Origin of the sequence: Corynebacterium sp. KPL2895, from assembly GCF_040225815.1 — a bacterium.
Classification (GTDB): domain Bacteria; phylum Actinomycetota; class Actinomycetes; order Mycobacteriales; family Mycobacteriaceae; genus Corynebacterium; species Corynebacterium rhinophilum.
In genome coordinates, this window is the sequence record NZ_JBEHFY010000008.1 from 84,346 (window position 1) to 102,710 (window position 18,365).

At 58.4% G+C, this 18,365-nt stretch carries 17 protein-coding genes; 4 read left to right on the top strand and 13 right to left on the bottom strand.

The window, feature by feature from the left end; genetic code table 11:
- Nucleotides 1-5: 5 nt before the first annotated feature.
- The 9 genes from ABRP95_RS05230 to ABRP95_RS05270 form a co-directional block, all read right to left on the bottom strand.
- Nucleotides 6-524, bottom strand: coding sequence for a class I SAM-dependent methyltransferase (locus ABRP95_RS05230; RefSeq protein WP_410756180.1), 519 nt, complete (start codon nt 522-524; stop codon nt 6-8).
- Between the two features lie 106 nt (nt 525-630).
- Entirely contained in the window at nt 631-1,443 is an 813-nt protein-coding gene (locus ABRP95_RS05235; protein ID WP_284782948.1) for a fumarylacetoacetate hydrolase family protein, read from the bottom strand.
- 115 nt (nt 1,444-1,558) lie between these two features.
- Nucleotides 1,559-2,578 (bottom strand): 3-isopropylmalate dehydrogenase, encoded by a 1,020-nt coding sequence (locus tag ABRP95_RS05240; protein ID WP_284770541.1) that lies wholly within the window; start codon nt 2,576-2,578, stop codon nt 1,559-1,561.
- 135 nt (nt 2,579-2,713) lie between these two features.
- A complete protein-coding gene (gene serA / locus ABRP95_RS05245) occupies nt 2,714-4,300 on the bottom strand; it encodes a phosphoglycerate dehydrogenase (protein ID WP_349839059.1) in 1,587 nt (528 codons plus the stop codon).
- Between the two features lie 64 nt (nt 4,301-4,364).
- Nucleotides 4,365-5,276: a hypothetical protein gene (locus ABRP95_RS05250; protein WP_237801087.1), complete on the bottom strand. Its 912-nt coding sequence runs from the start codon at nt 5,274-5,276 to the stop codon at nt 4,365-4,367.
- Complete coding sequence (locus tag ABRP95_RS05255; RefSeq protein WP_349839060.1) at nt 5,260-7,050, bottom strand: GmrSD restriction endonuclease domain-containing protein; 1,791 nt, start codon at nt 7,048-7,050, stop codon at nt 5,260-5,262. The genes ABRP95_RS05250 and ABRP95_RS05255 overlap by 17 nt, the downstream gene beginning before the upstream one ends.
- Before the next feature lie 127 nt (nt 7,051-7,177).
- Nucleotides 7,178-8,191, bottom strand: a complete 1,014-nt coding sequence (gene ilvC, locus ABRP95_RS05260; protein WP_284853773.1) for a ketol-acid reductoisomerase — start codon at nt 8,189-8,191, stop codon at nt 7,178-7,180.
- 102 nt (nt 8,192-8,293) lie between these two features.
- Entirely contained in the window at nt 8,294-8,809 is a 516-nt protein-coding gene (ilvN, locus tag ABRP95_RS05265; RefSeq protein WP_349839061.1) for an acetolactate synthase small subunit, read from the bottom strand.
- A gap of 3 nt (nt 8,810-8,812) precedes the next feature.
- On the bottom strand, nt 8,813-10,663 hold the full coding sequence (locus ABRP95_RS05270; protein ID WP_284782929.1) for an acetolactate synthase large subunit: 1,851 nt from the start codon (nt 10,661-10,663) through the stop codon (nt 8,813-8,815).
- Nucleotides 10,664-10,971: 308 nt separating this feature from the next.
- Between ABRP95_RS05270 and ABRP95_RS05275 the strand changes: the two genes are divergently transcribed.
- Nucleotides 10,972-11,514, top strand: a complete 543-nt coding sequence (locus ABRP95_RS05275) for a PH domain-containing protein (RefSeq protein WP_284770548.1) — start codon at nt 10,972-10,974, stop codon at nt 11,512-11,514.
- A gap of 51 nt (nt 11,515-11,565) precedes the next feature.
- Complete coding sequence (gene ilvD, locus ABRP95_RS05280; RefSeq protein WP_284770549.1) at nt 11,566-13,419, top strand: dihydroxy-acid dehydratase; 1,854 nt, start codon at nt 11,566-11,568, stop codon at nt 13,417-13,419.
- On the opposite strand, the gene ABRP95_RS05285 is transcribed toward ilvD, so the two are convergent.
- The 3 genes from ABRP95_RS05285 to ABRP95_RS05295 all read right to left on the bottom strand — a co-directional run bounded on the left by ABRP95_RS05285 (nt 13,416) and on the right by ABRP95_RS05295 (nt 15,211).
- Complete coding sequence (locus ABRP95_RS05285; RefSeq protein ID WP_284770550.1) at nt 13,416-13,727, bottom strand: transcriptional regulator; 312 nt, start codon at nt 13,725-13,727, stop codon at nt 13,416-13,418. The genes ilvD and ABRP95_RS05285 overlap by 4 nt on opposite strands.
- Nucleotides 13,717-14,172, bottom strand: a complete 456-nt coding sequence (locus tag ABRP95_RS05290; RefSeq protein ID WP_349839062.1) for a cb-type cytochrome C oxidase subunit IV — start codon at nt 14,170-14,172, stop codon at nt 13,717-13,719. The genes ABRP95_RS05285 and ABRP95_RS05290 overlap by 11 nt, the downstream gene beginning before the upstream one ends.
- A 148-nt stretch (nt 14,173-14,320) precedes the next feature.
- A complete protein-coding gene (locus tag ABRP95_RS05295; protein ID WP_296088463.1) occupies nt 14,321-15,211 on the bottom strand; it encodes a DoxX family membrane protein in 891 nt (296 codons plus the stop codon).
- A 193-nt stretch (nt 15,212-15,404) separates the two neighbouring features.
- Here ABRP95_RS05295 and ABRP95_RS05300 point away from each other — a divergent pair, with 193 nt between their 5' ends.
- Nucleotides 15,405-16,502, top strand: coding sequence for a glutathione S-transferase family protein (locus ABRP95_RS05300; RefSeq protein ID WP_284796609.1), 1,098 nt, complete (start codon nt 15,405-15,407; stop codon nt 16,500-16,502).
- Here ABRP95_RS05300 and ABRP95_RS05305 read toward each other — a convergent pair.
- Entirely contained in the window at nt 16,471-17,343 is an 873-nt protein-coding gene (locus ABRP95_RS05305) for an ArgP/LysG family DNA-binding transcriptional regulator (RefSeq protein WP_284770554.1), read from the bottom strand. The genes ABRP95_RS05300 and ABRP95_RS05305 overlap by 32 nt on opposite strands.
- Nucleotides 17,344-17,412: 69 nt before the next feature.
- Here ABRP95_RS05305 and ABRP95_RS05310 point away from each other — a divergent pair, with 69 nt between their 5' ends.
- Nucleotides 17,413-18,138 (top strand): LysE/ArgO family amino acid transporter, encoded by a 726-nt coding sequence (locus tag ABRP95_RS05310; protein WP_349839063.1) that lies wholly within the window; start codon nt 17,413-17,415, stop codon nt 18,136-18,138.
- Nucleotides 18,139-18,365 lie beyond the last annotated feature (227 nt).

Sequence of the window (18,365 nt, forward strand, 5' to 3'; positions counted from 1 at the left end):
GCGGATTAGTACCGCTTTGCCACGAGAACCACGTCGCTGGTGTGGTGAGCGCCTGCGCCGCTAGTTACATGGCGCGGCGATCGCCGCAAGGTCTGCACCGTCAATTCGGTCAGGTTTTCCGCCAGCCATTCCGGCATGGCGATCTCTTCTGACTCCATATCATGGTGAACATAGAGCAAGGTTCCGTCCGTGGCGACGAGCTTTTCTAACAGTGCTACTTCCCGTGAGTTGGCACGGACACTGCCATAATGCACGGTGACCAAATCAAATGGGGCGTGGCTGAATTCATCAAAGGTGGCAACCTCCGCGGCTACTCCTCGCGCCCTAGTCCGTGCCACGGCAGTCGGAGCAAAATCGATGCCGAGTACCTGCCAGCCGTGCTCGTGCAGCCACTGGGCATCGGCGCCTTCCCCGCAGCCGATATCGAGCGCGGTACCGCCTGGAAGGTCACTAACATAGTCCACCAGCGTGGCATTCGGACTCCCCGACCACACCTGCACAGCGGAGCGATAGCGCTCCTCCATTTCCTGCGCGCTGGGCGCAGACCCGCGGTGGCCTTGATGCGAATGTTCCGGCACGCCGTTCTCCTTCTAGCAAAACCTCACCAGCGGCAGCTGCTGTGGGATGAATCTACTGCGCCCTAGAGATGGTATTGCGCAGAGTACCAACCCCTGGGATCTCAATTTCAATGGTATCGCCCGGCACCATCGGAGCGGTTCCCGCGGGCGAGCCGGTAGTGATGACATCACCAGGCAGCAAAGTATATGCGGCAGAAATCTCTTCCAAGATGCCGCCCATCTTGACGATCATCTGATCCGTATTGGAATCCTGCTTCTGCTCACGGGAACCATCATGGGTCAGGTACGCATTGATCTTCTGATCATCAAGATCCAAGCTATCCAGGTCCGTTTCAATCCACGGACCCAGCGGGCAAAAGGTATCAATGCCCTTGGCGCGCGCCCACTGACCATCCTTGAACTGGAGGTCACGGGAGGAAACGTCGTTGCAGATGGTATAGCCCAGCACGTGGTCTTTCCAGTTCTCAGCCTTGATATTCTTCGATGGCTTGGAAATAACTACGGCGAGTTCGCCCTCAAATTCCACGTTGGTGGCATAATCGGGAATCTTGATGGCCTCATTCGGGCCGATAACCGCAGTCGAGGGCTTCAGGAAGATGGTGGGCGGCAGCTTATCGGAGGACTTCTTAAATACCTCCGCCACGTGGTCGGCATAGTTGCGCCCGAGCGCCACCACCTTGGTGGGCAAGGTCGGCGCCAAGAGGCGCACCTCGCCCAGCTTCCATTCCCGGCCGGTGGGCTCCGGCGGGGTAAATGGAGTGCCGGAGATTTCTTTAGCTACAAGCTCCTCCATCGGGGCGTCTTGTGGCCCGTCGATGATGGCAAAGCAAATTCCTTCTGGGTGTGCAATTCGTCCTAAACGCATAACGGCCATCCTACTAAAAGGGAGCCTTTACATGTGTGCAAAGTTTGCGGTGTTAATATGCAAAGATTATTTAGTTCCTTGCCAACACCGCATTCGTACAAAGGACTTCTTGCGCTTAAGCTTGCAGGCTCGCTGCGATCCGATCCCCTACCTCGACGGTCTTGATTGGGGCATCGCCCCGCTTGGCGATGTCCTCCGCCACCGCCTTTTCAATCTTCTGCGCATTGTCTTCATCACCCAGCTGCCGCAAAAGCATCGCCGCCGACAAGATAGCCGCGGTGGGATCCGCGATGCCTTGTCCGGCAATATCAGGTGCCGAACCGTGCACTGGCTCAAACATGGAGGGGTTCTCGCCCGAGGCATCGATATTGCCCGAAGCAGCCAACCCAATTCCGCCAGTAATAGCGCCTGCTAAGTCCGTTAAGATGTCTCCAAAGAGGTTATCGGTCACAACGACATCGTAACGGGAAGGATCCGTCACCATGTAGATGGTCGCGGCATCGATGTGGTTATAGTCCACCTCCACCTGCGGATATTCCGCCGCAACCTCTTCCACCGTGCGGTGCCACAAGTCGCCGGCGTTGACGAGGACATTGGTCTTGTGCACCAGGGTCAGGTGGTTGCGGCGCTGCGATGCCCGCTCGAAGGCATCGCGCACCACGCGCTCTACCCCGAAGCGGGTATTTTGCGAAACCTCGCTGGCTACCTCGTGCGGCGTTCCTTCCCGCAGCGTGCCACCATTGCCGCAGTACAAGCCCTCGGTGCCTTCACGCACCACAACGAAGTCGATCTCGCCCGGGTTAGCCAGCGGCGAGTGGGCCGTGGGATACAAGATAGAAGGGCGCAGGTTCACGTGGTGATCGAGTGCAAACCGCATCTTCAATAACAGGCCGCGTTCCAAGACGCCTGGGGGAACCTCACCTGGCGCACCAATGGCACCCAGCAAAATGGCATCGTGCTCGCGCAAGCTGGCCAAGTCTGCATCCGTTAAAAGCTCGCCATTACGCAGGTAGCGCCGCGCGCCCAAGTCATAATCGGTAGTTTCAATATCGCTGCGCACGGTGCGCAGCACCTTCAGGGCTTCCGCCGTTACTTCCGGCCCAATGCCGTCGCCGCCAATAACCGCTAATTTCATTAGATAGGATTCCTTTCTCACATAGTGGATTAGGGATTAGCCTACCAAAGGAAACCCGCCCATCGCAGCATAATTCTGCGCGATGGGCGGGCACGAGTACGCGGTTAGGCCAATCCGTCCTAACCTGCGCTGAGATTATTCATCCATGTCGAATTGCTGGCACGTAGCGCCAAGGGCGGAGTTGATCTCCTCGATGAGAGAATCTGGCACCTCGGACTCCACGCGCAAGATCAGCACGGCATCGGATTCCTGCTTGCCCTGCGTCAAGGCTGCGGCGATGATGTTGATGCCCGCAGCACCCAGCTTGGTACCCACGGTACCCAGCGCGCCTGGGGCATCGGCATAGCGGAAGAACAGGTTGCGGCCCTCGGCCCGCATATCCACGCCACGACCGTTAATACGGACAAACTTTTCGGTCCCGTCAATACCGATGAGCGCACCGGTAAGCGAGGAGGTCACACCCTCCGCGCTAATGACCTTGACCTGCAAGGAAGAACGGTGGCCCTTGGATTCTGGGTTGGTGGATACCGAAACCTCGACCCCGCGGCTTTCGGCAATCTTCATCGCGTTGACGAAGGTAACCGGCTCTGAGGTCACGCCGCTAAACAGGCCACGGACGGCGGAAAGGCCCAGCACGTCCACATCCTCAGTGGACAGCTCGCCGCAGGCCTCAATCTCCACGGCGACGGGAGCCTGATCAAGCAGGCGCCCTGCGGTAAGGCCCAGCTTGCGGGCAAGGTCGAGCCACCCGGCTACCTCTTCGCCTACCGTACCGCCAGAGACGTTGACCGCATCAGGAACGAACTCGCCGGCCAAGGCCTTGAGCACCGAGGCAGCGACATCGGTACCAGCGCGGTCCTGTGCCTCCACGGTGGACGCACCCAGGTGCGGCGACGCCGTGACCTGCGGCAGCTTAAAGAGTGGGGAATCCGTGCACGGCTCCGTGGAGTACACGTCAAAACCCGCACCGCGGTGGTGGCCCGAGGTAATAGAATCTGCCAAGGCCTGCTCGTCTACGAGGCCGCCGCGGGCGGCGTTGATAAGAATCTGGCCTTCCTTTGCCTTGGCCAGAAGCTCCGCATTGAACATTCCGGCGGTCTCCGGCGTCTTGGGCAGGTGAATGGTGACAAAATCTGCCTGCGCCATCAGCTCTTCCAGCTCGACCAATTCCACGCCAAGCGCTGCCGCACGCGCCGGATTGGCATAAGGATCGTGGGCAATAATCTTCGTTTCAAAGGCACTCAACCGCTGGGCAAAGAGCTGACCGATGTGGCCGAAGCCGACGATACCAATAGTCTTGCCGTAGACCTCCACGCCCTTAAAGGAAGAGCGCTTCCACTCGCCCTCGCGCAGAGATTGATCCGCCGCTGGAATCTGGCGGGCAGTGGCCAAAAGCAAGGCAATCGCCTGCTCGCACGCAGAGTGGATATTGGAGGTGGGAGCGTTGACCACCATGACACCCTTATTGGTGGCGGTGTCAATATCCACGTTATCCAGTCCCACGCCCGCGCGGCCCACAATCTTGAGCTTGGGCGCTGCTTCTAGAACTTCAGCGTCGACCGTGGTGGCAGAGCGAACGAGCAGCGCATCTGCTTCTGGAACCGCCGCAAGCAATTCCTCGCGGTTCGGGCCATCTACCCAGCGCACCTCGACGGAATCCCCCAACGCCGTCACTGTGGATTGGGCCAATTTATCGGCGATAAGAACTACCGGCTTCGACATATCATCCTTCGTTTCACTTCGTTGTGCATTACGCGACAATAACCGCGTGTGAAGGAAGTGTAGTTCAGTTTGGGGTGCCCTGCCGTATTTTTTCCTTAAATTCTTTCACGTGACCGAATTCCGGGCCCAAAGCGATAAGCGAGCCCTCATCGAGCCCTGCCACCATGGCCATACTCCGCTTATCTTCCAGCGGATCCGCCGTCGGCATCACCAAAACCGAGCCACCATAGGCCGCGGCAGTAATGACATTGGCTACCGGACTATCCGCTGTGGCCACGATATTGGGGGCCATCTGGCCATCGCGCCGCGACTGTGCCGGGACGGCCGGCAGCTTTTTGCCATCATCGTCAGGTTCGCCCTCATAAGGAATCCAGGCAGGACGCAACTCAACGTAGGGTGTTTTATCCAGCCGCGCGATGTCCTTGACCACCTGGTTCGGCGAGGCAACCACCTTGGACTCGTACTGGAAGGCCGTAAAATCCCCCAGCGCTTCATGCGTTCCCGGATCCTTGATGACAGTGAAATCACCGCTGGATTGCGTCCACGGGATATCGCCCACGATGACGAGTCGTTTTACCTCCAAGTCTCCGACCAAGTTGAGGATGTCACCGCGGCGCGAGCGATCATATTCCACGGCCGGCAAGTGCTGGTTAATCGCCAACGTTGCCGCGCGCAACACGGATTTATCATCGGGCGCAAAGAGCACCATGGAATCTGAATCATCGAAGAAAGTCCGCGCGGCCTCGATGCCACTCGGATCGTCGATGATGTCCAGTTTGCCGGCGAATTTGGGATCGATAAGGCGGTTTTGATTCTCTGACTTGGCGCGCTCGAGCTCGACATCGGACTCGGAGAGATCCGACAGACCTCGCTTGACCAGTTTGGGTTCCTGCAAGGCATCACCGCAGCCAACAAGTACGAGGGAGGCTGCGATAACCACTGCAGCCGCCCGATACCTCTTAGCGGCCAAACGCATGTGGCCCCTCTTCACCGTCGGCCAGGTTTGCTTCATCGACATCTCGAATGACGGGAATGCCTAAGGTTTCTTCCACTAGATCCACGAAGCGATGGCGACGATCAGCCAAGAATTCCTGAATCTTTGACTCCCTTAGGTTAGCGACATCGAGGTCGTGCGATGCCAGGACGGCATCAAATTCCTCGTCTTCCATGATGGACTTGGACTGCACGCGAGGCAGGTAGCGGTTCGGCGCGAACCCATCGAGGACGACCTCTGTGCGCTTGCCCATCGGGGTGTAGTTCATGACCGAATGGGCCAAGACCGAATCCACCCCGTGGCGCTGGCACCAATTCAGTGGGAATACCGGGAAAAACCCGGGCTTCAACTCTTCAAAGGTGTGGCGAGTAAATTCACTGCCCGTCCGCCAATCCTTCGCGCCGCGGGCCATAAGCAGGGCATAGATTCCGTGCCATACCCCATCGTTTTCATCGACCGAGAGCAGGCGGGATTCCCGAAATCCTGCATCCGCGACCGTCTTGGGAACATCATCGGTGGCCCCGGCAACCCACTCGGTCACCTCATCCACATCGCGGGCAGCGCGCAGCGGCACCGCGGAAGAACCGTAGAGCTCGCCAAAGACGCCACACCAGAACCACTGGTCAATGCGATCCCATGCCTGCTGGCCGGAAAGGGCCCCAGGCCGCTTGGCCAGCCGAGCGATGATGACCGCCAGCGGCACGATCTGTTCCGTATACGGCACCTGATCCAAGCTTAAAATGCGGCGCTGCGCCAAGAATTCGGCAACCTCGTGGAAGGTGATGCGCAGGTCGTGCGCGGCCGCCTTGTACTCGGACAGGGACAACTTCAAAATGTCTTCGCGCTGGCCGCCGGCATTGCCCTTCTCCCCTGTGACCAAGAGGGATACTGCGGAGAGGAATTCATTACGTCCGATGCCATCGAGCGCAGGAGAATCCCGCAGATCCTTTTCCACCTGCTGCCAATCGTTGGCAAGGTGGAAGGTCGGATCTTCGGAGGCAAAGACGGCGGTTAAGAGATCGAAGACATCCATCTGTAAACCTGCGGAATTTGCCTGGGCAAAGATGGAACCGATTCCGGAGCGCTCCGTTTCGCGGGATAGCCGGATCATCGGGATGTCATAGCCCGCCAAGGGGCGCACGATGCGGTTATTGAACGCGGCAAGCTCGGCGCTGCATTGCTCGTGTGTGGCGGCGAGCTCGAAAAGCATGCTGGTGCCTTCCTCGCTGAGTAGCGAGGCCACGGGGATGCACATATTGTCCAGCCCATCCTGGCGGCAGGTAATAGCCCCATCAACGTCGGGGCCGAAGTGCGAGCAGATCTCGCCGTTTTGGTCGACGGCGAAAATGGCGTCATCGGCAAGCAGGTCCCCGCTTACCGCGGCGCGGACGTCGATGAAAAAGCGGCGGTGGACCTTCTTTTTCCGGAAGTCAGTGGTCTTGACAAAACCCTCGCCATTAAAGCAGTGGTACAGGGAGGTAAGGCGCTGTTGGCCGTCCAAGAGCAGCAACCCGGGCTCGACACCAACCTCGGGCGCACCCGCCAGCACCCTGGGGCGGAAACGCATCTTTTCATTGCGGGTATCTAGGGCCATCAGCGCGCCGATGGGGTATCCACGCAGGACCGTAACGATAAGTGAGCGGATGCGGTCTTCATCCCAGGCGTAGCTGCGCTGGAAATCCGGAAGCTGGATATCGCCCCGGTCAATCCGCGAAAAAAGGTCCCTGAGATCATAGCTTGGCGTCGTAAAACCCATAGGGCCAATACTACCCGCAACACCTCCGCGGCACCTCACAGACTTAGGTGCTGCGACAATGCTCAGCAAAGGCACAAAAGCGGCCCACGGGGAGTTTCCCGCGGGCCGCAGTGACTTCAGCTAGTGACTAGGCAGTAGCGTCCAATGGGTTCTTGACCCAGCTCATGAGATCGCGCAGCTTGGTGCCGGTCTTTTCGATCTCGTGCTGCGCAAATTCTTCGCGCATGTCTTCCAGCTCCTTGTTGCCGCCCTCAACGTTGGCGAGCAGGCGCTTGGTGAAGGTGCCATCCTGGATATCGGACAGAACGTCCTTCATGCGCTGCTTGGTATCAGCGTTGATGATGCGTGGGCCGGAGATGTAGCCACCAAACTCAGCGGTATCAGAGACCGAGTAGTTCATGTTGGCAATGCCGCCTTCGAACAACAGGTCCACGATGAGCTTCATCTCGTGCAGGACCTCGAAATAAGCCATCTCTGGCTCGTAGCCGGCCTCGGTGAGGACCTCAAAGCCGTTCCGGATGAGGAACTCGACACCACCACACAGGACGGCCTGCTCACCAAAGAGGTCGGTAACCGTCTCTGCCTCGAAGGTGGTGGGGATAACGCCGGCGCGGGCGCCACCGATGGCAGCGGCATAGGACAAGGTCAGGTCATGGCCCTCGTTCTTCGGGTCCTGTTCGGTGGCGATCAAGCAAGGAACGCCCTTGCCGTCAACGAACTGGCGGCGGACTAGGTGGCCTGGGCCCTTGGGCGCAACCATGCCGACGGTGACGGACGCAGCCGGCTCAATCAGCTTGAAGTGGATATTCAGGCCGTGACCGAACAGCAGTGCATTGCCGTCTTCCAGGTTCGGGGCGATGTGCTCTTCGAAGATCTCCTTCTGGGAGGTATCCGGCGCCAGCAGCATAACGACGTCGGCCCACTTGGATGCCTCCGCGACGGACTTGACCTCGAAGCCAGCCTCCTCTGCCTTGGCTGCGGACTTAGAGCCCTCGCGCAGACCGATAACAACCTCAACGCCGGAATCGCGCAGGTTCTGGGAGTGGGCGTGGCCCTGGGAGCCGTAGCCGATGACCGCTACCTTGCGGCCCTGGATGATCGACAGGTCAGCATCGTCGTCGTAGTAGGTATCAATAGCCATTTCAAATCCTCAATTCTTTGGTAGGAAAAGCTGTAATGAAGCGTCCTAACGCAGAGTATATACCACTGCGCGGGACAATGTGTTCACATCGTGAGATTTTATTTACTTTTTGGGAGCCGTAACCTTCGGGCCGCGCCCCAAGGCTACGTGGCCCGATTGCACGAGTTCGCGAATACCGAAGGGCTCGAGGACTTCAAGCAGCGCCGCGAGCTTGCCCGGCGTACCGGTAGCTTCCACGACAACCGATTCCTTTGCCACGTCGACCACGCGGGCGCGGAAGATATTCACCGCATCCACCACCTGTGCGCGGTTGGAATTATCGGCCGCTACCTTCACCAGCATGATGGCGCGAGCAACCGTGGAATCTTCCTTGAGTTCCACGACCTTGATGACCGGAATGAGCTTATTGAGCTGCTTCGTTACCTGCTCAATGATCACTTCAGAGGCATCCACAACGATGGTCAGCCGGTTAATTCCCGGGGTTTCCGTGTGCGCGGAGACCAGGGACACCAAGCTGTAGCCACGGCGACTGAACATTCCCACCACGCGGGCGATGATGCTTTCTACATCCTCAACTAATACCGATAAGGTATGCCGAGTTACCTCGTTTTGCGTCATGGTTTATGCCTCCTGAATGGTTTCGTCGATCTCAGCCGGGGTCTCCGCGGCGGATTCAGCTTCATCAAAAAGCGGGCGCAGGCCGCGGGCGTACTGGATTTCCTCATTGGAGGCACCGCCACCGATCATCGGCCACACCTGCGCATCTTGGCCGACGATGAAGTCAATGACGACTGGCTTATCGTTAATTGCCTGCGCGCGCTTAATGGCCGGAACGACTTCTTCTTCGCTCGTGACCCGGATGGCTTCACAACCGAGCGCTTCGGCCAAACGGACGAAGTCCGGGGTGAAGGCGTTTTCTTCGCGCAGCTTGGTGTGCGAATAGTGCTGATCATAAAACAGCGTCTGCCACTGCCGGACCATTCCAAGGTTGCCGTTATTAATGACGGCAACCTTAAACGGGAAGCCTTCCAAGGCTGCAGTGGTAAGTTCCTGGTTGGTCATTTGGAAGCAGCCATCACCATCGATGGCCCAGACTTCCTTATCTGGACGCGCTGCCTTTGCACCCAAGGCAGCGGGAACGGCATAGCCCATGGTTCCAGCGCCACCGGAGTTGATCCAGGAACGCGGGTGTTCAAAGTCCAAGAACTGCGCGGACCACATCTGGTGCTGGCCCACGCCCGCACAGTAGATAGCTTCCGGCCCCACGGTTTCACTGAGCTTTTCCAAGACGAATTGTGGATTCAGCAGGCCATCATCGGTGGGCTCATAACCGCGTGGGAAACGCTCTTGCATGCCGCGCAGGTAATCGTGCCACTGTTTCACCTCGGTGGCTGGCTGCACATCCTTCTTGCGGTACTCCTTGCTAAGCGCGGTCAAGCACTTCTTGGCATCGCCGACGATGGGAACTGTAACTTCCCGGATCTTGCCAATCTCAGCTGGGTCAATATCGGCGTGGATGACCTTCGCATTTGGCGCGAATGTTGAGGTATCGCCGGTCACGCGGTCATCGAAGCGGGCGCCGATGGCAATGATGAGGTCAGCACGCTGCATCGCCGCGACGGCCGGAACTGTGCCGTGCATGCCCGGCATCCCCATGTGCAGCGGGTGAGAGTCCGGAAAGGTGCCCAGCGCCATCAGGGTGGTAACCACCGGGATATTCGTGAGCTCCGCAAACTCCAGCAGCTCTTGGGAGGCATTAGCTTTAACGACTCCGCCGCCGACATAGAGCACGGGCTTTTCCGCATGCGACATCAATTCCACGGCCTGAGCTACCTGCCGGTGGTGTGGCTTGGTGACTGGCTTATATCCTTGCAGGTCAAGCGTTTCCGGAAAGCGATAATCCAAAAAGCCGTTTTGCACGTCCTTAGGGATATCCACGAGCACCGGACCGGGGCGGCCAGTGGAGGCCAAGTGGAAGGCAGCCGAAATAGCAGAAGGGATCTCTGAGGGATCCGTCACAATGTAATTGTGCTTGGTAATCGGCATGGTGACACCGCGGATATCGGCCTCTTGGAAGGCATCGGTACCCAAAAGGTTACTGCCCACCTGGCCGGTGATGGCGACGATGGGAACGGAGTCCAAGTTGGCATCGGCAAGCGCCGTAACCAAGTTGGTCGCACCGGGACCGGAGGTAGCGATGCACACACCCACCTTTCCGGATGCCTGCGCATAGCCCTCGGCGGCGTGGCCGGCGCCTTGTTCATGGCGGGTTAGCACGTGGCGAAGCTTGGTTGAACCATGCAGTGCATCGTAGAGCGGAAGCACGGCACCGCCTGGAATACCGAATACGAGATCGGTGCCCAGATCTTCCAGCGTGCGGACAATTGCATGAGCCCCACTCATTCGCTCCGCTGACGCAGCTGTCTTTGCAGCGGCCGCGGAAGCAGGCGTGGGCGAGGATGTCGTTACCACGGTGTATGTGCTCCTTGGGTTGGTCTGTCATGGAAACTGATCATCGAAAACGCCCTAGTTACAACTAAAGCCCCCGCGGGCCGGTGGTCTGCGGGGGCGAAAGCGTCGACGTTCAGGAAACGTCGCGGTCACCGCCGCGCTCGTACCACCTGAAGTCGAATCATGATCATATTTCCAACTATATACCGATAGAATTATATCTGGAAGCCGTTACCCCCCCCCCCTTTTGGGAAAAGTTTCTCATATGATGAAACGTGGCGAAAAAATGGTTCGCTTCCCCACCACATGGTCAATTAGGCTGGCTGACTATGACCCCACCAGCACAGGACAAACAACCTCGTCAGTCCACCACCCAGGCAGAGGTCTTCACCCCTTCCCGCGACCACATCTTGGGCATCTTAATTTTGTCCACGATCGCCTTATTAAGCATTGGCTGGGCGCCCAAATACCTGGGGTGGCTGCTGATTATCCCCGTAATCGGCCTCTGGTGGGTCATCAAGGCCCGCACGCGGATCTCTGAGAAAGGCATTTCCATTTCTTATGCGTTCCGGAAAAACGTTTCCATCGCATGGGATGATTTCGCCGGGATTGGCTTCCAGCGCGCCCGGGCCTTCGCGCAGACTAAAAATGGTGCGAAACACAACCTGCCTGGCGTAACCTTCAACTCACTGCCCCGCTTGGCACAAGCATCCCGCGGGCGCATTCCCGATGCCCTCACCCAGGGCCGCGAGGCAGCCGACGACAAGGTCGTCATCGTGCACCGCGACGGGCAGCAGATCCTCTTAAGCAAAGAGGAATATGCTGCATACCTAGAAAAGCACCCCGAACTTAAAGATTCGGCAGAAAACTAAATCTACTTTCTCCCCCATTTGACCAATCCATAAGGAATAGTGACTTAATCCATGTTCCCACTGCGCTCTAAAGTAACTACCGTCGGACGCCAAGCCTCCGGTGCGCGTGCCTTGTGGCGCGCTACTGGCACCAAGGAAAACGACTTTGGCAAGCCCATCGTCGCTATCGCCAACTCTTATACGCAGTTCGTCCCCGGCCACGTGCACCTAAAAAACGTTGGGGATATCGTCGCCGATGCCGTCCGCGAAGCCGGTGGCGTACCCAAGGAGTTCAATACCATTGCCGTGGATGACGGCATTGCCATGGGCCACAGCGGCATGCTGTACTCCTTGCCCTCGCGCGAAATCATCTCCGATTCCATCGAGTACATGGCCAATGCGCATACTGCCGATGCCCTCGTCTGCATCTCTAACTGCGATAAGATCACCCCGGGCATGCTCAATGCCGCAATGCGGTTGAATATCCCCACGATCTTTGTCTCGGGCGGACCTATGGAGGCCGGCAAGGCCGTCGTGGTCGATGGCGTTGCCCATGCGCCGACTGACCTGATTACCGCTATCACCGCATCCGCGAATGATAGCGTTTCCGATGCTGGCTTGGCCCAGGTGGAAGAATCCGCCTGCCCCACCTGCGGTTCCTGCTCCGGCATGTTTACCGCTAACTCCATGAACTGCTTGACCGAGGCGCTCGGTTTGGCGCTTCCTGGCAATGGCACCACGTTGGCCACCCACAGTGCTCGCCGCGATCTCTTTGAAAAGGCCGGTTCCACCATCGTCGATATGTGCCGCCGCTACTACGGCGAGGAAGACGAGTCCGTCCTGCCGCGCAATATCGCGACCAAGGAAGCCTTTAGCAATGCCATGGCCCTCGATATGGCCATGGGCGGATCCACTAACACCATCCTGCACACCCTTGCCGCAGCGCAAGAGGGTGAAGTGGACTTCACGCTGGATGATATTAATGACATCTCCTACCGCGTCCCCTGCTTGTCCAAGGTCGCGCCCAACGGCACCTACCACATCGAGGATGTACACCGCGCCGGCGGCATTCCGGCTATCTTGGGCGAGCTGCGCCGCGCGGGCCACCTCAACCTCAAGGTGCACACCGCGCTCTATGACAATGCGGAGCAGTGGCTCGATGATTGGGATATCCGCAATCCTCGCGTAACCGATCAGGCCCGCGAGCTCTACTACGCCGCTCCAGGCGGCGTGCGCACCACGGAGCCGTTCTCCCAGTCCAACCGGTGGGATGAACTGGATACGGACGCGGTCAATGGCTGCATTCACGATGCTGACCACGCCTTTTCTTCCGACGGTGGACTGGTGGTCCTGCGCGGCAACTTGGCGCCGGACGGGGCCATCGTCAAGGCCGCCGGCGTGGAAGAAGAGCTGTGGACCTTCTCTGGCCCAGCCCGCGTGGTGGAGTCCCAAGAGCAGGCCGTGTCCATCATCTTGAATAAAGAAGTCCAACCTGGCGATGTGGTCGTCATTCGCTACGAGGGTCCGTCCGGTGGCCCCGGCATGCAGGAAATGCTGCACCCGACGTCCTTCCTCAAGGGTGCCGGCTTGGGCAAGGCCTGCGCCTTGATTACCGATGGCCGCTTCTCCGGCGGCACCTCCGGGCTTTCCATTGGCCACATTTCTCCTGAGGCCGCCCACCAGGGACTCATCGGGCTCATTGAGAACGGCGACACTATTTCCATCAATATCCACGAGCGCGAGCTCACGCTCGACGTGGACGATGATGTTCTGGAGCGCCGCCGCGCCGCGCAAGAACAACGCGAAAAGCCATGGACGCCTGTAGACCGCAACCGCCCCATTACCAAGGCGCTGCGCGCCTATGCCGCAATGGCGACCTCCGCAGACCGCGGCGCGGTGCGCGTGGTAGACGGCTACGTGAACTAACGCGCCATCTCTTGAATGGCCGCGAGGTGGGCATCGAATGCTGACTTGCCAGTAGCAGTCAGCATGACCCACACGGTGTCCTTATCGCGGGAAGACCCGTACTCGCGAAACCGGCTGATATAGCCTTCCTTTTCTAGGGCGGTTAATTGTTTGGATAAGGTGGCGGCCGATTGGTCTACTTCTTCCCGCAGCGCCGCGAAGCGCATCTCGCGGCGCACCTGTCCCTCCACCGCACCCCGCGCGTTCAAAACTGCGCAGATTTTGAAGCGATTGAGCGGATAGATAACCGGGTCAATGTCACTGAGCACTGCGGCCCTCTCCTTGCCGCGCTGCAACGTCCAAGGCACGAGATTGCAGCACCCAGACCATTGCCGCTGCCCACAAGACCATGAAGATTACCAATGCCCACGTGTGCTCACGCAGCATGTTCGTAACAAACATCGGGACAAGTATTACTGCCATCCCCGCGTAGTATTTCTTATCAGCCTTGGGCTGGGTATACGGATCCTGGCGATAGCTGGTCCGCACCTTATTTTGGTAATGAAGCAGCGCCCACACCAAGAGTCCTATAAGAACAAAGTAGAAAATGAGAAACGCGACGGGGTGCATCACCTCCGCGAATACGGTCATTCCCACATAGAACGCTGCCAATGCAATCACTAGGAGGATATTTTGCACCAGCCGCTTACGCTCAGCCCCTTGATCCTGCAGGCTGTCATTAAACTCGAGCGACTTCTTTAGCTCATCTTCCATCTTTTCTGCCACCATCTCAAAATCCAGCTTTGCTTACTTTCCTTTATGGCAATCCTTTCACTTTCCATAGTGGAAAGCAAGGGTACAAAGAAAATCCCCACCGCATTGACTGCGGCGGGGATCCACTCACGCGGTAGCGAATAACAGGCTAAGCAATGGGGTTTACGGCCGCGCCGAAGAACCACACGGCGACCAGGATGGCGATGCCAACCACCACAAAGACCCACGACGTGCCCAGCGGGCGCCGCGCCCAAGAGCGGCCAAAGTCCAAGGAAATGAAACCAGGACCGGTAAATTGCAGGCCAATCGCGATAACGAAAAGTACCAGGGACAGCCATACCGAGTCCGGCCAGTCAAAGACTTGGAGACCGGCGCCTGAATCCGCCAGCTCGTGCAAGGCGGCGAAACCGGTAACGACCAAGCCAAGCATTGCTGCCAGCGGGCTAATCAGACCCAACAGGAGAAACGCGCCGGCAATCAGCTGCACGGTCGGCACCGCAAGGGCAAACGAATTGGCCCAAGCGTACTCAGAGTAGTCGCCTTCTAGCCCGGAGACACCCGCGCCATCGCCCAGCGAGAAGAAGGTGGATACTCCGGCAATAATGAGGTAAGCACTCATAGCCAATCGGACGAAGAAGAGACCAAAGTCAATGGTGCCGCGGCGCCCATAGTGCTTATAGCCCTCTTTGTCCTCTTGCTCCTGCTGTAGCTTGCGCTCTTGTTCCGCCTGCTCCTCTGGGGTCAGGGCAGCACCTTCAGCCGCGAAACCTTCGGTCTGCGCCGCCGCCGAGGGATCTAATACCTGGGTATCCTCACCGGTAGATTGATTGCCCCCTTCCTGTCCAGCCTCATTAGCGGCAGGATTGGGCATAACTTCCGTCTCCGCCGCCTCCTGCTTCTGTGGCCGAATCTCTTGCGGTTCGGCGCGCCCTGCGCGCGCGAAGACATCGGGGTTATCCCGCTGCACAGAATCGTAGGCTGGGACGTTGAGATCCTCATCTAAGGGGTTGGCTTTATCCGGTTGCTGCTTATCGCTCATATGACCAATTTAAGACACTTGCCTGCAGTTTTGCGGTACCGTTAACGGCGCGCCGCAATTGTTCCCCCACCTCCCTTCCCCTGGCCCGCAACCTGTTGTAACATCAACAATGTCATGTAGTTGACATATAAACATTAATTGCCGGCGGGACACTTCCCCGCCTTATCAATCCACCAGAATTGGGAGTGAATCGATGACTTCACACGACTCCGATTGGGCAGGAGATGCCCGCAATGCTTCACCAGACGGCGAGTTTATTCGCGATACCACCTATATCGAGGATCGCATTTCACCTGAGGTATCCGAAGTAACCGCACAAGATGATGGCACTTTTTATTGGCCGATGGAGGCTGGCCGCTACCGCTTGGTTGCCGCCCGCGCGTGCCCGTGGGCACACCGCGCGGTCATCGCCCGCCGCTTATTAGGTTTAGAAGATTCCATTTCCCTAGCCCTCGCCGGGCCCGTACACGACGCGCGGTCCTGGACATTCGACTTAGATGAGGGCGAGGTAGACCCGGTTTTGGGCTACAAGCGCCTGCAGGAAGCCTACTTCGAGCGCTTCCCGGACTATCCCCGCGGTATTACCGTACCCGCCCTGGTAGAAGAATCAACGGGCCGCGTGGTCACCAATGATTACCCCTCTATGGTGCGCGATTTTATTGAGCAGTGGACGGACTTCCAAGCAGAAGGCGCCCCGGATCTCTTCCCAGAGCAGCACCGCGAGGAGATGGAAGAGCTCAATGAGTACATTTTCCACGGCATCAATAATGGCGTGTACCGCTGCGGTTTTGCCGGTTCGCAAGAAGCCTACGAAGAGGCCTATGACCAGCTGTGGGATGCACTCGATTGGGCCGAGAAGCGCCTAGGCACCCAGCGTTATATGGTCGGCGATCACATTACCGAGACCGATATCCGCCTATTTGCCACTCTTATACGCTTCGACCCCGTGTATTACTCGCACTTCAAATGCTCGCGCCACAAGATTCAAGAACTGCCCAACCTGCGCGGCTACCTGCAAGAACTTTTCCAGTTGCCAGGTTTTGGTGATACCACCGATTTCACCGAAATCAAGCAGCACTACTTTGCCACTCATTCCGAGATCAACCCCACCCGCATCGTTCCGGTGGGGCCGGATATGTCCTGGTTAGCAGAGCCGCACGACCGCGACCGTTTTGGCGGCCAGCCCTTCGCTCCTGGCGTGCAACTGCCAGGTCCCATCCCCTCCGGCGAGGAAGTAAAGAACCCAGAAGACTTCCAACTTAAGCTCTTCCCAGCGCCGCAGCCGCGTTAATCACCGACCGCGTCAGATCGCTTAAGACCTCGGATTCTAGGCGCCAGCGCTGCCAGTAGAGGTCGATGTCGAGCTGGTGGTCATCGAGAAGCAACAGCTCTTGCGATTCCACCAGCGGCTGGGCCTGGGCCTGCGGCAATAGCCCCCACCCCAGGCCCACGCGCACGGCCTCCAGGTAGCCTTCCGAAGAGGGAATCTGCGAAACCCGGGCGCGCACAACATGGGAATCAATAAAGCGATCCCGCATAGCATCATCAAGCACCTGGTCATTGGGGCCATAGCCCACCAGCGGCATCGTCTCCCAGGTCAGTTGGCCCGCGTGGAAGTGCTCCGCGATGTGCGGGGCGGCGACGGCGAAATAGCGCATGGTTCCCAAAAACGTGGAATCGCACCCGGATACCGGCGAATGTTCCCTCGTCACGGCGCCTAGAACATCGCCGCGCCGCAACATCGCCAGGGTGCGTGCCTCATCCTCAATGCGGATGCGCAGTGCAACGTCACCCCGCTGCGCGGTATCGCTTAATACCTGCGTAAACCACGTGGCCAGCGAATCGGAGTTGATGGCCACCGACAGGGGCACGCGCGCTAGGCGCTGGCCTAACCGCGCATCGGTTTCTGCCTGCACCAACGCCATACGCCGGGCCGCTTGCACCAAGATCTCCCCGGCCTCCGTCGCCCCCACCGGGTTCGCCCGCCGCACCAGCACGCGACCGGTACTCGCCTCCAATGCCTTAATGCGCTGGCTCACCGCAGACGGAGAAATTCCCAGGACCGAAGCGGCAACCTCAAAGCTTCCTTCTTCCACGATGGCCAGCAAGGTTTCCAAATGTACGGGGTTCATGAAGCTATTCTAAACCATATGAAGATGGATTAACTGGACTAATTTAAGGCTTGGATTCACACTAGAGGCATGTCCATCGTGCTAGCTGGTTTTGTGCTTGGTTTATCGCTCATTGTGGCCGTCGGCCCCCAAAATGCGATGCTGTTGAAATACGGCATCCGCCGCGATCACATCGGGCTCATCATCGTGGTGTGCGCGCTTTCCGATGTCATCCTTATTACCTCCGGCACCGCCGGTGTCGGCTACCTGGTGGAGCGCTTTCCCACTGCACTTGAGGCGCTCAAGTACATCGGCGCAGCCTACCTCGCCTTTTTCACCTTCACCTGCTTCCGCGATGCCTTTAAAACCAAAGGCGAGGCCATCGACGTGGAATCCACTTCCCCCAATTCCACCGAGGAAGTCGCGACCTTCGACGGCGACAGCGACTCCTCGGGTGGAGCCGGCACCGAGCATGGCTCTGTAGCCACCGCTATCACCACCCAACGCCAAGAGATCAAGCGCTCGCCCTCCTGGGTCAAGCCGCTGCTTACCGCGCTGGCACTGACCTGGCTCAATCCTGGCGCCTATGTCGACGTTTTGGTCATGCTCGGCGGCATCGCCAACCAGTATGGAGACCCCGGCCGGTGGCTTTTCGCCGGCGGTGCGATTGCCGCCAGCTTTACGTGGTTCCCCGTCATTGGCTTTGGAGCAGCCCGCTTCTCCCACGTCCTCTCCCGCCCCGAGGTATGGCGGTGGATTAACGTTGGCATCGGCGTCATCATGATTGGCCTGACCCTCAAACTCCTCCTGCTTTAACCCCCAGCCCAGCTCCAGCCCCAAGCGTTAAAAGGGGGCATCGGCAAGCACAAGGTATAGAAAATCCCTCCCCCGGGAAATGAACTGCTCCCCATTAGTTGGACTGAGAAATCAGTTACCGACTAGTAGGGAGTAGTTTTCTTTGAGAGCACGAAGTTCGTTGAGCGAATATCAGCGCGAGCAGTTGGTGGAGTGTTTCGAGCAGGGCATGGGGTGTAAAGCAGCTG

What these genes read in the sequence shown, in the direction of transcription:
- ABRP95_RS05230 (WP_410756180.1), bottom strand. Translation starts at nt 524, where the DNA reads ATGGAGGAGCGCTATCGCTCCGCTGTGCAGGTGTGGTCGGGGAGTCCG.
- ABRP95_RS05235 (WP_284782948.1), bottom strand. Translation starts at nt 1,443, where the DNA reads ATGCGTTTAGGACGAATTGCACACCCAGAAGGAATTTGCTTTGCCATC.
- ABRP95_RS05240 (WP_284770541.1), bottom strand. Translation starts at nt 2,578, where the DNA reads ATGAAATTAGCGGTTATTGGCGGCGACGGCATTGGGCCGGAAGTAACG.
- serA (WP_349839059.1), bottom strand. Translation starts at nt 4,300, where the DNA reads ATGTCGAAGCCGGTAGTTCTTATCGCCGATAAATTGGCCCAATCCACA.
- ABRP95_RS05250 (WP_237801087.1), bottom strand. Translation starts at nt 5,276, where the DNA reads ATGCGTTTGGCCGCTAAGAGGTATCGGGCGGCTGCAGTGGTTATCGCA.
- ABRP95_RS05255 (WP_349839060.1), bottom strand. Translation starts at nt 7,050, where the DNA reads ATGGGTTTTACGACGCCAAGCTATGATCTCAGGGACCTTTTTTCGCGG.
- ilvC (WP_284853773.1), bottom strand. Translation starts at nt 8,191, where the DNA reads ATGGCTATTGATACCTACTACGACGACGATGCTGACCTGTCGATCATC.
- ilvN (WP_349839061.1), bottom strand. Translation starts at nt 8,809, where the DNA reads ATGACGCAAAACGAGGTAACTCGGCATACCTTATCGGTATTAGTTGAG.
- ABRP95_RS05275 (WP_284770548.1), top strand. Translation starts at nt 10,972, where the DNA reads ATGACCCCACCAGCACAGGACAAACAACCTCGTCAGTCCACCACCCAG.
- ilvD (WP_284770549.1), top strand. Translation starts at nt 11,566, where the DNA reads ATGTTCCCACTGCGCTCTAAAGTAACTACCGTCGGACGCCAAGCCTCC.
- ABRP95_RS05290 (WP_349839062.1), bottom strand. Translation starts at nt 14,172, where the DNA reads ATGGAAGATGAGCTAAAGAAGTCGCTCGAGTTTAATGACAGCCTGCAG.
- ABRP95_RS05295 (WP_296088463.1), bottom strand. Translation starts at nt 15,211, where the DNA reads ATGAGCGATAAGCAGCAACCGGATAAAGCCAACCCCTTAGATGAGGAT.
- ABRP95_RS05300 (WP_284796609.1), top strand. Translation starts at nt 15,405, where the DNA reads ATGACTTCACACGACTCCGATTGGGCAGGAGATGCCCGCAATGCTTCA.
- ABRP95_RS05305 (WP_284770554.1), bottom strand. Translation starts at nt 17,343, where the DNA reads ATGAACCCCGTACATTTGGAAACCTTGCTGGCCATCGTGGAAGAAGGA.
- ABRP95_RS05310 (WP_349839063.1), top strand. Translation starts at nt 17,413, where the DNA reads ATGTCCATCGTGCTAGCTGGTTTTGTGCTTGGTTTATCGCTCATTGTG.